Annotated in this window: 13 protein-coding genes, 1 pseudogene and 1 riboswitch; of the genes and pseudogenes, 7 read left to right on the forward strand and 7 right to left on the reverse strand. The window is 63.8% G+C overall.

The features are described 5' to 3' along the window. Position 1: 1 nt before the first annotated feature. Complete coding sequence (gene fba / locus ACVILI_RS12540) at positions 2 to 1,066, reverse strand: class II fructose-bisphosphate aldolase (protein WP_069091617.1); 1,065 nt, start codon at positions 1,064 to 1,066, stop codon at positions 2 to 4. A 274-nt stretch (positions 1,067 to 1,340) separates the two neighbouring features. Between fba and ACVILI_RS12545 the strand changes: the two genes are divergently transcribed. The 3 genes from ACVILI_RS12545 to derI are packed head-to-tail and all read left to right on the forward strand — an operon-like array spanning position 1,341 to position 3,389. Next, positions 1,341 to 2,111, forward strand: a complete 771-nt coding sequence (locus tag ACVILI_RS12545; protein WP_240565002.1) for a DeoR/GlpR family DNA-binding transcription regulator — start codon at positions 1,341 to 1,343, stop codon at positions 2,109 to 2,111. A gap of 48 nt (positions 2,112 to 2,159) precedes the next feature. Continuing rightward, entirely contained in the window at positions 2,160 to 2,918 is a 759-nt protein-coding gene (locus ACVILI_RS12550) for a triose-phosphate isomerase (protein ID WP_019856832.1), read from the forward strand. A 27-nt stretch (positions 2,919 to 2,945) separates the two neighbouring features. Continuing rightward, on the forward strand, positions 2,946 to 3,389 hold the full coding sequence (gene derI, locus ACVILI_RS12555) for a D-erythrulose-4-phosphate isomerase (protein ID WP_019856833.1): 444 nt from the start codon (positions 2,946 to 2,948) through the stop codon (positions 3,387 to 3,389). Here derI and dhaL read toward each other — a convergent pair. From dhaL to ACVILI_RS12575, 4 genes are all read right to left on the reverse strand, one after another. Further along, positions 3,386 to 4,021, reverse strand: a complete 636-nt coding sequence (gene dhaL / locus ACVILI_RS12560) for a dihydroxyacetone kinase subunit DhaL (protein WP_038645250.1) — start codon at positions 4,019 to 4,021, stop codon at positions 3,386 to 3,388. The genes derI and dhaL overlap by 4 nt on opposite strands. 15 nt (positions 4,022 to 4,036) lie before the next feature. Continuing rightward, positions 4,037 to 5,044, reverse strand: coding sequence for a dihydroxyacetone kinase subunit DhaK (locus ACVILI_RS12565; RefSeq protein ID WP_027046587.1), 1,008 nt, complete (start codon positions 5,042 to 5,044; stop codon positions 4,037 to 4,039). 75 nt (positions 5,045 to 5,119) lie between these two features. Next, complete coding sequence (locus tag ACVILI_RS12570; protein ID WP_027046588.1) at positions 5,120 to 5,593, reverse strand: 6,7-dimethyl-8-ribityllumazine synthase; 474 nt, start codon at positions 5,591 to 5,593, stop codon at positions 5,120 to 5,122. A 77-nt stretch (positions 5,594 to 5,670) separates the two neighbouring features. Continuing rightward, positions 5,671 to 5,819, reverse strand: a riboswitch (FMN riboswitch). Positions 5,820 to 5,920: 101 nt separating this feature from the next. Beyond that, complete coding sequence (locus tag ACVILI_RS12575) at positions 5,921 to 7,096, reverse strand: MFS transporter (RefSeq protein ID WP_038645253.1); 1,176 nt, start codon at positions 7,094 to 7,096, stop codon at positions 5,921 to 5,923. Positions 7,097 to 7,144: 48 nt separating this feature from the next. Here ACVILI_RS12575 and ACVILI_RS12580 point away from each other — a divergent pair, with 48 nt between their 5' ends. Continuing rightward, a complete protein-coding gene (locus ACVILI_RS12580) occupies positions 7,145 to 7,684 on the forward strand; it encodes an Lrp/AsnC family transcriptional regulator (protein ID WP_027046589.1) in 540 nt (179 codons plus the stop codon). Between the two features lie 12 nt (positions 7,685 to 7,696). Here the strand turns inward: ACVILI_RS12580 and mtnA are convergent, their stop codons facing one another. Further along, entirely contained in the window at positions 7,697 to 8,791 is a 1,095-nt protein-coding gene (mtnA, locus tag ACVILI_RS12585) for an S-methyl-5-thioribose-1-phosphate isomerase (protein ID WP_038645256.1), read from the reverse strand. Next, positions 8,788 to 10,062 (reverse strand): S-methyl-5-thioribose kinase, encoded by a 1,275-nt coding sequence (mtnK, locus tag ACVILI_RS12590; RefSeq protein WP_038645258.1) that lies wholly within the window; start codon positions 10,060 to 10,062, stop codon positions 8,788 to 8,790. Before mtnK ends, mtnA begins: the two co-directional genes overlap by 4 nt. 137 nt (positions 10,063 to 10,199) lie before the next feature. On the opposite strand from mtnK, the gene ACVILI_RS12595 reads away from it, so the two are divergent. From ACVILI_RS12595 to ACVILI_RS12605, 3 genes and pseudogenes are all read left to right on the forward strand, one after another. After that, entirely contained in the window at positions 10,200 to 11,711 is a 1,512-nt protein-coding gene (locus ACVILI_RS12595; protein WP_038652300.1) for a sugar ABC transporter ATP-binding protein, read from the forward strand. Positions 11,712 to 11,792: 81 nt separating this feature from the next. Continuing rightward, positions 11,793 to 12,789, forward strand: a pseudogene (locus ACVILI_RS12600) (ABC transporter permease). A gap of 47 nt (positions 12,790 to 12,836) precedes the next feature. Then, the gene (locus ACVILI_RS12605) at positions 12,837 to 13,889 is read left to right on the forward strand and encodes a substrate-binding domain-containing protein (RefSeq protein ID WP_027046591.1); all 1,053 of its coding nucleotides are present in this window, start codon (positions 12,837 to 12,839) and stop codon (positions 13,887 to 13,889) included. The last annotated feature ends 26 nt before the right edge of the window (positions 13,890 to 13,915 follow it).

Genomic DNA, 13,915 nt, shown 5'->3' on the forward strand with positions numbered 1-13,915 from the left:
CTCAACCGAATTTCGGATCGAGGCTGCCAGACTTGTAGCGCTTGGCCATTTCCGAGACCGGCAGCGGCTTGATCTTGGGTGCGTTGCCGGCGGTACCGAACTGCTCGAAGCGCTCCTTGCAAAGCTTGCGCATCGCCGCCATTGCCGGCGTCAGATATTTGCGCGGATCGAACTCGCTCGGGTTTTCCGTCAGCACCTTGCGGATCGCACCGGTCAGCGCCATGCGGTTGTCGGTATCGATGTTGATCTTGCGCACGCCGTGCTTGATGCCGCGCTGGATCTCTTCCACCGGCACGCCCCAGGTCGGCTTCATCTGGCCGCCATATTTGTTGATGATCTCCTGCAATTCCTCCGGCACCGAGGACGAACCGTGCATGACCAGATGCATGTTCGGCAGGCGGCGATGGATCTCCTCGATGACGTTCATCGCCAGCACCGCGCCGTCCGGCTTGCGCGAGAATTTGTAGGCGCCGTGGCTGGTGCCCATCGCCACCGCCAGCGCATCGACATGGGTGTCGCGCACGAACTGTTCGGCCTGCACCGGGTCGGTGAGCAATTGGTCGTGGCTGATCGCGCCTTCGACGCCGTGGCCGTCCTCCTGCTCGCCGCCGCCGCTCTCCAGCGATCCCAGCACGCCGATCTCGCCTTCGACAGACACGCCACCCCAATGCGCCATGTCGACGACGCGCTTGGTGATGCCGGAATTGTAGGCGTAGTCGGCCGGCGACTTGCCGTCTTCCTTGAGCGAGCCGTCCATCATCACCGAGGTGAAGCCGTACTGGATCGCGGTGACGCAGGTGGCTTCGTTGTTGCCATGGTCGAGATGCATGCAGACCGGGATGTCGGGATGGATCTCGACCAGCGCGTCGATCAGCTTGGCCAGCACCACGTCATTGGCATAGGCACGCGCACCGCGGCTTGCCTGCAGGATAACAGGCGATTTGGTCTCTTCCGCCGCCTCCATGATGGCGAGGCCCTGTTCCATGTTGTTCATGTTGAAGGCCGGCACGCCATAGCCGTATTCGGCGGCGTGATCGAGCAATTGTCTCAATGTGATGCGAGCCAACGAATAGTCTCCCGTATCTGGTTTCAAACCTGGTGGTTGCGGACTGTCCGCGCATCGTCCAGCCCACCGATGCTTCTGGCCGGATTTCCGCGCAACCGCAACCGTCACAGCCCGTCGCGGCAGCAATTCTTGTTACAGAGCCGCGATCGGAGCAAACGGAATATCCCACGAATTTATCCCATTATCACAAAATATTTTATACTTTTGCGGCGGAAGCTGTTATATCTTGCGCTCGATCAAGGAGCCGCGCTTCGGGCGTGGGCGGTCAGCGGCAATGAAAAGCGACATCAGGCGGCAAGGCATTATGGAGTTTCTGATGGACGCCGGTCAGGCCGGCGTCGACGATCTCGCCTTGCGCTTTGGCGTCTCGAAGATGACCGTGCATCGCGACCTCGACGAGCTCGAGGAAAGCGGTTTCCTGCGCAAGGTGCGCGGCGGTGCTTCGATCCAGCCGAGCAGCCTGTTCGAAAGCGATTTCCGCTACCGGCAGAAGCAGGCGACCGAGGAAAAGCAGCGTCTGGCCGCAGCTGCCGTGGCCATGATCGAACCTGGCCAGACGGTGATCATCGATGACGGCTCGACGGCGGGCGGCATTGCGCGCCATCTCGCCGACCTGCGGCCGCTGACGGTGATCTCCAACAATCTGGCCGTCATCCAGGAACTGGCCGGCGCCGGAGGGATCAACCTGATCGCGCTCGGCGGCCAATACAGCAAGAAGTTCCACGGCTTCTTCGGCCTGCTGGCCGAGGCCTCGCTCAAATCGCTGCGCGCCGACGTCGCCTTCCTGTCGTCTTCGGCCATCCATGGCGCTTCCGCCTTCCACCAGGATCAGGAGGTGGTGCAGGCCAAGCGGCTGATGATGGTGGCGGCGACCCGCAAATATCTGCTGGTCGACCACGGCAAGTTCGGCCGCACGGCGCTGCATTTCCTGACGGATCTCAGCGCATTCGACGCGGTCTTCACCGGCCGGGCGCCCGAGCCGGGCGTGCGCGCGGTGCTGGATGCCGCCGGCGTTTCGCTGACGGTGATCGACAGGGGATCATGATGCCGGAAATCGGCGGATCGTGATCAGCAAAGTTAAGGAGCAGTACGCGTGGTTTACTGGGTCGGTACAAGCTGGAAGATGAACAAGACGCTCGCCGAGGCGCTGGATTTCGCGCAGCGCCTGGCCGGTTTCATTCCCGGTTTCGATGACCGCATCCAGCCTTTCGTCATCCCGCCCTTCACGGCGGTGCGCGAGGTCAAGCAGGCGCTGTCGTCGACGCACATCAAGGTCGGTGCCCAGAATATGCATTGGGCCGACGCCGGGGCCTGGACCGGCGAGATCTCGCCGCTGATGTTGAGGGATTGCGGGCTCGATCTGGTCGAACTCGGCCACAGCGAACGGCGCGAGCATTTCGGCGAGACCGACCGCACGGTTGGCCTGAAAACGGCGGCCGCCGTGAAGCACGGACTGATACCGTTGATCTGTGTCGGCGAGACGCTGGCCGAGCGCGAAAGCGGGCAGGCCGATGCCGTGCTGAGCGCCCAGGTCGAGGGCGCGCTGCAATTCCTTGAAGGCGAGGCGAAGGGCGGGAAAATCCTCTTCGCCTACGAGCCGGTCTGGGCGATCGGCGACAAGGGCATTCCGGCCAGCGCCGACTATGCCGACAAGCAGCAGGCATTGATCAAGACAGTGGCCGGCGCCCTGCTGCCGTCGGTGCCGCCGGTGCTTTATGGCGGCAGCGTCAATCCCGGCAATGCCGCCGAGCTGGTCGGCCAGCCCAATATAGACGGCCTCTTCATCGGCCGTTCCGCCTGGCAGGCGGACGGCTACATCGACATTCTCGGCCGCGCCTCGGCGGCGATCTGAAACCATCCGGACACGAAAGGGAAAAACATGAAAATAGCCATTGGAGCCGACAGCGCCGGCAAGCCGCTGCTCGATGTCATCGCCGCGCACCTTGCCACCAAATCCGGCCTGACGGTCAGCGATCTCAGCCAGGCCGGCTATTATGCCGACCTGTCGCAAAAACTCGCCCAGACCATCATCGACGGCGAGAACGATCGCGGCATCCTGTTCTGTGGCACCGGCATCGGCGTCTCGATCTCGGCCAACAAGGTGCCGGGCATCCGCGCCGCGCTCACCCACGACACCTATTCGGCCGAGCGCGCGGCGAAATCCAACAACGCGCAGATCATCACCATGGGCGCCCGTGTCATCGGCCCGGAACTGGCCAAGGCGATCGTCGATACATGGCTGGCCTCCGAGTTCGACGAACAAGGGCCCTCGGCCGGCAACGTCCAGGCGATCAACAGGCTCGACGCGGCGGCGAAACGTTAGCTCAGGCTCTTGCGTATCGCGCCGATCACGGTGACGGCCGATGCCGCGCCGGGGTCGATATGCCCGAGTGATCGCTCGCCGAGCCGCGAGGAGCGGCCCTTGGCGGCGATCATGCCCTTGGTTGCTTCCGCCCCACGCTCGGCGGCTGCCAGGGCCGCCTCGAGACACTGAGCCAAGGTCTTGCCGGCTACACTGGCCGCGGCGGCCGCTTCGGCCGCCGGTTGCCAGGCATCGACCATCGTCTTTTCGCCCGGTTCGGCCTTGCCGCGATCCTTGATGCCCTGTGCCATGGCCTGGAACAGGGCGATGAAGTCCGCGTCCGCCAGCGTCGCCTTGCCCTTGACGGCGGCGCCGCCGCGCATGAAGGCCGTCGCATAGAGCGGGCCTGAGGAAGCGCCGACGGCATTGAGGAATGATTTCGCCGCCGTGTTGAGCAGCGCCGTCGGCTCGGTCGCCGCAAGGTCGAGCGAGGCCAGCGCATCGCGCACAGCGTTGAAGCCGAGCGCCATGGCGATGCCGTGATCGGCGTCGCCAATGACGCCGTCGAGCTGGCAGAGCCGGTCCTTGTCGGCCTCGATCGCCACCGCGATCGTATAGAACATTCTTTTCAGGTCAGCGGTGTCGATGGTCACTGTTTTGCTCTTTCGTCAGCCGGCACGGAACATGGCGCAGTCGCAGGGGTGATCGAGCATGGTCTGCAATTCCTCGTCGAGATGAAAAAGCGTTACCGAGGCGCCGGCCATTTCCAGTGACGTGCAGTAATTGCCGACCCAGGTCGCGTGGGTGGAAACACCGATATCGTCGAGCCGTTGCTTGACCCGCCGGTTCATGATGTAGAGCTCCATCAGTGGCGTCGAGCCGAGCGAATTGACCAGCACAGCAACCTTGTCGCCGCGCTTGGGCGCCATCTCGGCGAAAATCTTGTCCAGCATCTCGTCGGTGATCGCGTCGGCGGTCCCGAGCTTGCCGCGGGCGATGCCGGGTTCGCCATGGATGCCCATGCCGATCTCCATTTCGTCCGCGCCGATCTCGAAATTCGGCCGCCTTGTCTGCGGCAGCGAGCAGGGCGACAGCGCCACGCCCATGGTGAAGGTGTGGTCGTTGGCCTTGCGGGCGATGCGCTCCACCTCGTCCAGGGAGAGCATCCGGTCGCAGGCCGCACCGGCCGCCTTGAAGATGAAGAAATTGCCAGCGACGCCACGGCGCTTCTGCCGCTGGTCGCGCGGCGCCGAGGCGACGTCGTCGGTGGTCAGGACGGTGCGCGCCTCGATGTCGTCCATCGCTGCCATCTCGGCCGCCATGTCGAAATTCATCACGTCGCCGGCATAGTTGCCGTACATGAACAAGACGCCGACGCCGCCGCTGACTGCCTTGGCGCATTCGAGGATCGGATCGGGCGGCGGCGAGGCAAAGACGTTGCCGATGGCCGCCGCATCCGCCAATCCCTTGCCGACAAAGCCGAGAAAGGTCGGCTCATGGCCTGAGCCGCCGCCGATCACCAGCCCGACCTTGCCGGGCCGCGGCCCGTCGCGGGCGATGATCGAGCGCGGACTGCCGTCAGCGCTCCTGAGGTGGCGAGGATGCGCGGCGAGGATCCCTTCGAGCATTTCGTCGACGGCGCGATTGCCGTCATTGATGATCTTCTTGGTCTGCACCGGCATCCTCTCCGAACTCGGTATTTCGCAAATACTACCGGGTGTTATCGCGATTTCCACCCGGCCGGGAAGATTTCATGCCGCGATCTTTTCCCGCGCGGCGAGAATTTCCACGCAGGCCCTGGCCGCTTCCTTGCCCTTGACGGTGAAGTGCTCGAAGAAGAAGCGATGGTGCTCGGCGCTGTCGTGATAATTGTGCGGCGTCAGCACCGCCGAAAGCACCGGAACGCCGGTTGATAGCTGCGCGTTCATCATGCCGTCGATGACGGCGCTGGCGACGAATTCATGCCGGTAGATGCCGCCATTGACGACGAAGGCCGTGCCGAGGATCGCGGCATAGCGGCCGGTCTGCGCCAGGGTCTTGGCATGCAGCGGGATTTCGTAGGCGCCAGGCACGTCGAAGACATCGACGGCGAAGCGATCGCCTCCGATGTCGGCCAGTTCCGCCACGAAGGCGTTGACGCACTGATCGACGATGTCGGCGTGCCAGCGCGCGCGGATGACGGCGATGCGAACAGTTTCATAGTCTTTGTGGGAATGCTGATTCATGGGTCCATCCTTCCGTTTCGAACCAGAATCAGGACGCACGATACGGAATTCGTCCCGCCGGAGCGGTCCGTTTTCCGTTTCGTTCTCTTTCATCCGGACTGTAACCGTCGGCTCCGGAATCACACCGGATCTGCTGACCTTTCCGATTTCTTTTCGGAAAGCGCTCGCGGGCTTGGCCGAAACCATTACCGCCGGTGGGGATTTTCACCCCGCCCTGAGAACATTAACGGGCTTGTATGGAAGGGCAGGGGTGCCGCTGTCAACCGAGCGACGGGCCGGTGGCCAATCACGTTCTGTCAACTGGAACAATTCCGTAAAAGAACCGCTCTATCGCGTGCGCCACGCAGCCGCCGCTACGGCAACCAGCATCAGCAGCGCCGCAACCATCGCGCAGACGGCAAAGCCGAAGCTGGAATAGATCGGCCCGAAGCCGGTGGTACCGATGAAGACCGCCAGATAGGTCACCGCGCTGTTCAGGCCCATGATCGTGCCGCGCCGTGAGGGGTCGAGCGCCGAGAGGCGCATCACCAGGACATTCAGCCCGAAATGATTGGCAAGCCCCCAGATGGCCACCATGGCCAGCGTCAGGCCGAAACTGTCGCTCGTCGCGGCAATGGCGACATAGACGGCGGCGACAAGAAGATAGGCGAACGGCATGACGCGACGCGCACCAAGCCGGTCGATCACGCCGTCGAGCAGAGCAGCCGTGCCGAAGCCGACGCCGTAGGCGAGCGCGGCCCAGCCATTGGCGCTCACCGATTTGCCCAGTCCGCTGTGCAGGTGGTCGCCGAGATAGCCATAGACGCCGTAGAAGGCGGTCATGAAGGCCGCGCAGGCGATGAGAAGCGGCACAATGCCGGGAATGCCGAGTGCCGCAAGCGGCGTCGGTGCCGGGCCCCTCTTCCTGATGTCGCTCAATGACGTCATGGTGAGGCTGGCCAACGCCAGCATTGCCAGCGCCGCGACGGCGGCGAAAACGGCGCGCCAATGCACGAGATCGGCAAGCACGGCCGAGAGCGAGACGCCGGCCACCATGCTGAGCGTCCATCCGGTCAGCACGACGCCGATGGTGCCGCTTTCGCGGCCGGGCGGCGCGATCGCCGCTGAACTCGCATAGATCGCCGGCATGGCGACGCCGGCGGCGATGCCGGCGATGAGTTGCGCCGCGACAAGCATCATCACCGTCGGTGCTGCCGCGCTGGCAACGAGGGCAATGGCCAGCAACAGCAACGCTCCTTGCAGCATCCGGCGGGCGCCGAGGCGGTCGATGTAGCGGGCAAGGAACAGGGCGCTCGCCGAGGTTCCGAGGCCAAAAGCTGCCGCCGCGACCATGACGGTCGGGACGCTGCTTTCGAAGGACAAGGCCACCGCCGGAGCTATGGGCCCCAGCACCAGCGAATTCGATCCGATCACGGCGATGCAGCCGGTCAACAGATAGGCGAGGGCTGGGATCGGCGGCCTGGCGTCTGCTGCCAGGACTGTGGCTTGATTGCTGTTCGACATATCCTCATAATGGCCGTATTAGATTCCGTTGCAATCAGGATTGTCGACATGGATGAAGAAACAGATGGCGTTCTGCAGAACAGGCCTGCGCCCCGCGATATCGATGCGATTGACCGAAAAATATTAGGTGTTCTCGTCGACGACGCAACGGTCAGCTATGCCGAACTCGGCGATCGGGTCGGGCTTTCGCCGCCAGCCGCGCATGAACGGGTCAAACGCCTTCGGCGCAGCGGCGCCATTCGCGGCACGGCAGCGATCATCGACCCCAAAGCGGTGAAGAAGCCGCTGCTCGCCTTCGTGCATATCGACACCAGGGGTTGGGGCAAGACCCCGGAGCTGATGGCGGTTTCGCAATATCCGGAAGTCGAGGAGATCCACACCGTCGCCGGCGATACCTGCATGCTGTTGAAGGTCCGCACGGAAGATACGAGGGCGCTGGAAGGCCTGCTTGCTCGCCTCTACGAAACGCCCGGCGTCACCTCGACGCGCAGCTATGTGGTGCTGTCGACCTATCTCGAGCGTCCGGTGCAGCCCGGCATCACCGACACATGGCCGACGCCGGGGCACATGAGCAAGCCGTTGTACTAGCCGGTTTCGGCGCTATGCCCGTTCGGGGAACATTGCCTTCAGGCCCTCGCGCGAGGCCTTGGCGATGCCGCGCTCGGTGATGAGCCCGGTCACTAGCCGTGCAGGGGTCACGTCGAAGGCCGGGTTGGCGGCCGGCGTCGCTTCGGGCGAGATGCGTACCTGGGCGATCTCGCCGCTGGCGGTCTTGCCCCAGACCAGCGAGACCTCGTCGGCCGAACGCTGCTCGATAGGGATCTCCTCGAGCCCGTCATGCACCGTCCAGTCGATGGTCGGCGAGGGCAGCGCGACATAGAACGGCACGTCATTGTCGGCGGCGGCGAGCGCTTTCAGATAGGTGCCGATCTTGTTGCAGACATCGCCGTCGGCGGTGGTGCGGTCGGTGCCGACGATGACCATGTCGATCGCGCCGCGCTGCATCAGATGGCCGCCGGCATTGTCGACGATCAGCGTGTGCGGAACGCCGTGGCCGGCCATCTCCCAGGCGGTGAGCTGGGCGCCTTGGTTGCGCGGCCGGGTCTCATCGACATAGACGTGGACCGGGATGCCGGCTTCCGTTGCCAGATAGATCGGCGCGGTGGCAGTGCCGTAATCGACGGTCGCCAGCCAGCCGGCATTGCAGTGGGTCAGGATATTGACCGTTTCGCCCGGCTGCTTGCGCGCCGCGATCGCCTTGATGATGGCGAGACCGTTCTCGCCGATGGCGCGGTTCAGTCCGACATCCTCGTCGGCGATCTCGGCGGCGCGCCGATAGGCGGCCGCGGCGCGTTGTTGCGTTGGCAGCGGCTTGAGGAAGCGCCGCATCTCGTCCAGCGCCCAGCGCAGATTGATCGCCGTCGGACGCGTCTCGTGCAGCGTCTCCCACACGGCATCGAGCGCTGCGTCGGACGGATCATCCGCCATCTGCATGGCGACGCCGTAAGCCGCGGTGACGCCGATCAGCGGCGCGCCGCGCACCCACATGTCGCGGATGGCGGTGGCGATTCCGGCAACCGTGCCGATCGTCTCGATGCGGAAATCATGTGGCAGCCAGCGCTGGTCGATGATCTCGACCGAACGGCCGTCGTCGCTCAGCCAGATGGTGCGGTAGTGGCGGTCGCCGACGTTCAAATGCTGCTCTCCTGTTCGATCAGCGCGGCCAGGGTGTTGACCTCGTCGATGCTGTGTATCTGGCGCCGGTTGACGGCGATGTGACGGCCGAATTTCAGCGCCTTTGCCTCGCAACTGGCGCGAAGCTCTTCATCGGCAATGGTCTCGAAATCGGCATTGTGGGCGAGGCCGAGGATGCGCCTGTGCACCTCGATGCCGGCAAAGCCGAGCAGATCGGTCCAGATCTGGTGCAGCATATGGTCGAGCGCCTGTTCGGCACCCAGCCTGTCGCCCTGATCCTCGAACAGGCTTTTTTGGTAGAGCATGCCGGTGCGCTCGCTGCGCCACAGATGCGAGAATTCGGCGCGGAACACCGCCCATGTCTCTGCGGTGACCCCAAGCAGATAGGCGCGCATCGCATCGCGCTTGCCCTTCTCCTCATGTCCGTGTTGCGAGAAGAACGACATCCAGAAATTGGCGAGCAGCATGCCGACATCGAAGGCCATCGGTCCGTAGAAGGCGAACTCCGGATCGATCATCCGGGTCTCCGTGTCGGTGACCATGATCGAGCCGGAATGCAGGTCGCCATGCAGCAATGTCTCGGCATTGGCGGCGAAAATGTGCTTCAGCCGCTGCGCCTCGACCTTGAGGTCGCGATCAGCGCGCAATTCGGCGACGACGCCGTCGAGCTGCGGCGACGTATGGCGGTTCATCTTGGCGTCGAAATAGGGATCGGAAAACACCAGGTTCTCGGTGATGTCGCAGAGCTCGACATTGTCGGCGAACAGCGCGAGATCGGCCTTGCGATCCTTGGTCACCATCGACAGGTCGGAACCGCGAAACAGCGTACGGGCCATGAACAGGCCGATATCCCTGGCGATGTTGGGCAACTGGCGCCCGTCGATCAGGGCGCGCCTGAGAATGATGTGTGGCGGCGCCAGATACTCCATGATGATCAGCGCCTGGCCTTCATCGAAATGATAGATCGCCGGCACCGAGCCCGGCGCGCGCGCCTCTTGCCTTGTCAGCGCGTGATACTCGAAGAAGGAGCGCTTCAGCGGCAGCGGCCAGCTGTCGCCGACCAGGCGGACATAGGGCAGGGCCTGCTTGACCACCGCCGCGCCGCCGGCGCCCTCGACGATGAAGACGAGGTTGAGATTGCCGTCGCCGACCTCGCGGACCTTCCACTGTGTCGTGTCCCTGCCGATCTTGGCGCACAGCGCCTCGTTCGTGCCGAGGCGCGTTGCAAGCGTCTCCACCGACAGTGCTTCGAACGGCGATTTTCCGGTCATTCGTGTCCCTCCCGCCTGTGCGCTCCGATCATAAGGGAGCCTTGACGGCGGGGCCAAGCTAGGAAGCGATCTGGCAATTGTCAATCGTGTTGACAATTGCCGATGTAGTCCATAGCGTCATGGTCAGGGAGGAACGCATGGTCGGCAATGCCGTGTTCCGTGTAGAGGGACTGAGGAAATCCTTTGGCCGTAACGAGGTGCTTGGCGGCATCTCGCTCGAGCTGCATTCCGGCCAAGTCACCGTGCTGATGGGCGCCAATGGCGCCGGCAAATCCACCCTCGTCAAGATCATCAGCGGCGTCTACGAACGCGGCGGCGGCACGATGACCCTCGCGGACCAGGATTTTGCGCCGAACACGCCGGCGGAGGCGATCCGCGCCGGTGTTGTCACCGTGCACCAGAACATCAATGACGGTGTGGTCGCCGACCTCGACGTCGCGACAAACCTCACACTCGACAGGCTGAGCGGCAAGGGCGTGCCGACGCTGTTCAATCCGGCCCGCGTGCGCCGCGAGGCCAAGGCCGTCGCCGACCGCATGGGGTTGGCTATCGATCTCAAGGCCCGCGTCAACGACCTTTCGCTGGCCGATCGCCAGATGGTGGCGATCGCGCGGGCCTTGGCGCATCAGCCGAAAGTGCTGATCCTTGACGAGCCGACCTCCTCGCTCTCCAGCGCCGAGGCCGACCGGCTGTTCGCGCTGGTCGACAGGCTGCGCGAGCAAGGCGTGGCGATCCTCTACATCTCACACCGCATGTCGGACATCAGGCGGCTTGCCGACCGCGTCGTCTCGATGCGCGACGGCGTCATTTCAGGTGCCTTCGACACCAAACCGCTCGACTATGAAGGCGCGATCAATGCCATGCTCGGCCGCAAGATCCATCTCGACCAGATCGTTGCCAGGAGTTCGGCCAAGCCGGTCCTGACGGTCGAAGGCCTGCGCATCGGGCAAGGCGCCAGGCCGATTTCGCTGACGCTTGGCGATGGCGAGGTCGTCGCCATCACCGGCCTCGTCGGCGTCGGCAAGACAGCACTTGCCGAGACGCTGTTCGGCGTGCGCAAGCCGCTGACCGGCACCATGACGATGAACGGCAAGCCCTATGCGCCGCGATCGGCCGGCGATGCGATCGCCGCCGGCGTGTTCCTCGTCGCCAAGGATCGCGCCACCAGCGGCATCGTCAGCGGCTTCAACATCGAGCGCAATGTCAGCCTGCCTTTCCTCAAGCGCATGTCGACTCTTGGCGTGCTCAAGCGCCGCCTCGAACGCGCCACCGCGCGCCGGCAGATCGAGGAACTCAGCATCGTCTGCCGTTCCGAGAAAGACGAAATGTCGGCATTGTCAGGCGGCAACCAGCAGAAGGTCATGGTTGCCCGCTGGATGGCGCAGAATGCCGCGCTGTTCATCCTCGACGAGCCCTTTCAGGGCGTCGACATCTCGGCCAGGCGCGACATTGCCGCCAAGCTGAGAGCAAGCGCCAATGGCCGCGCGACGCTCTTGTTCGTCACCGAACTCGACGAGGCGCTGGAGACGGCCGACCGCATCCTGGTGATGTCGGAACACACAATCGTCGGCGAACACCGCAACGCCGAAGTCGATCTCGATCGCCTGCTGGCCGAGGTTGCCGGCGGGCCGCTGCACAGCGCCGCCTGAGCGTGGCAGCGGCTAGAATTGGAATGGAGAGACTATGCGTCCGAGTTGGATAGGAATGGCTGCGTCGCGCGGGTGCGCTGAATGACGCTCCGCGACCACGCCATACGCTATGGGTTTATCGTCCTGTTGTTCGGGCTCGTCGCCTATTTCGCGATCGCCGCCGATGGGTTCGTCTCGCCGCAAAGTGCCGTCTTCATCTTCCAGTCGGTCGCCATCACCGGCGTGCTGGCGCTCGGCGTCACCGCCACGCTGGTCGTCGGCGGCTTCGACCTGTCGATCGGCTCGGTCGCCACATCGGCCATGATGGCGGCTGCCTATGTCATGGTGGTGTTGGAGCAGAACGCCGTCGTGGCGGTCGTTGTCTGCCTGCTCATCGGTGCCATTGTCGGGCTGATCAATGGCTGGCTGATCGTCTATATGCGCGTGCCCGATCTTTTGGCGACGCTCGGCATGATGTTCCTGCTGGTCGGCCTGCAGCGCATCCCGACCGAAGGCCGCTCGATCGCCACCGGCATGACCATGCCAGACGGTTCGGTCGCCAATGGCAAGTTCGGCGACGCTTTCCTGGCGCTCGGCCGCCACCGCTTCGACTTCTTCATCCCGAACCTCATTCCGGTGTCGGTGGTGGTGCTGCTGGTGCTGGCCCTGCTGATCTGGTTCTTCCTCGAATACACCCGGTTCGGCCGCATGATGTACGCGGTCGGCTCCAACGAGCGTGCCGCCGAACTCGCCGGTGCGCCTGTCAAGGCATACAAGATCTGGGCCTACGTTATTTCAGGAGTTTTTGCCTCGATCGGCGGCATTTTAGCTCGCCGCCCGGCTTGGACGCGGCGACATCGCCTCGGGTAATAATCTGCTGCTCGATGCGGTTGCCGCGGCGCTGATCGGCTACGCGGTGCTCGGTGCCGCCAAGCCGAACGCCTTCGGCACGGCCGTCGGCGCGCTGTTCGTCGGCATCCTGCTGCAAGGCCTGACGATGATGAACGCGCCTTACTACACGCAGGATTTTGTCAAGGGCGTGGTTCTGGTCGTCGCCCTTGTCTTCACCTTTGCCCTTTCGGGCAGGGGCAGGGGGTAGTCTCGACCGGACAGGATTTTGGGTTCAACAAGAGTGGAGGAAACAAGGTGAACATCACGAGAAGACTTCTGGGGAAGGTGGCGCTCGGGCTGGCCGGCGCAACCATGCTGATGCAGGTCCCGGCTTTTGCCGCGGACAAGCCGGCGCCGTTCGACAAGCCCGGCGTCAAGATCGCGCTGGTGCGCTATCTCTCGACCGGCGACTTCTTCCAGGCCTATCTCTCGGGCGTCGAGGCGCAGTCCAAGGCGCTTGGCATCGACCTGCGCGTGCTCGACAGCCGCCAGGATGCCGCCCTTCAGTCCGATATGGTCGACCAGGCCATCGCGCTTGGCGTGCAGGGTATCATCATTCAGCACGGCCTGACGGAATCGATGAAGGATGCGGCCCAGCGCGCGGTCGACGCCGGCATCAAGGTGGTGGCATTCGATGTCAATGTCGAAAACCCCAAGATCCCGCAGATCGAACAATCGGATAAAGACCTTGCCCGTCTCGCGCTCGAGCAGGCGGTGAAGGACAATGGTGATAGCTGGAATGCCGGCTATGTCTACGTCGCCGGTATCGCGCCGCTCGACCGCCGCAACGAGACCTGGGTCGACGTGAAGAAGAAATATGCCGGCATCAAGGAAGTCGCGATGTTCGGCACGCTCGACAACCCGATCGCCAACTCCGTCGCCAACCAGGCGCGCTCGGTGCTGTCGGCCCATCCCGACATCAAGGTGATGTTCGCCCCCTATGATGAATTCGCCAAGGGCGTGAAGATCGCCGTCGACGAGGCCGGCCTGAACAAGGGCATCAAGATCTATTCGGCCGACATCTCGACATCGGATATATCGGCGATGCGCGAGCCCGATAGCGCCTGGGCGGCGACCGCGGCGACCAACCCGGCCGTCGTCGGCCAGGTCTCGGTGCGCGCTCTGGCGCAACTGCTCGCCGGTGAAGATCCCGGCCACAACGTCATCGTGCCGCCGACGCTGATCACCCAGAAGGAACTGATCGACAAGGACATCAAGAACATGGAAGACCTGTCGGCCAAGCTGCCGCAGTTCGCCCATGCCGATGTCGCCATGCCGGCCTGGATGCCGAACCCGAACGCGAAGTAGGTGGCGTCATAGCGCATATGAAAAGG

This window comes from Mesorhizobium sp. USDA 4775 (assembly GCF_054062655.1).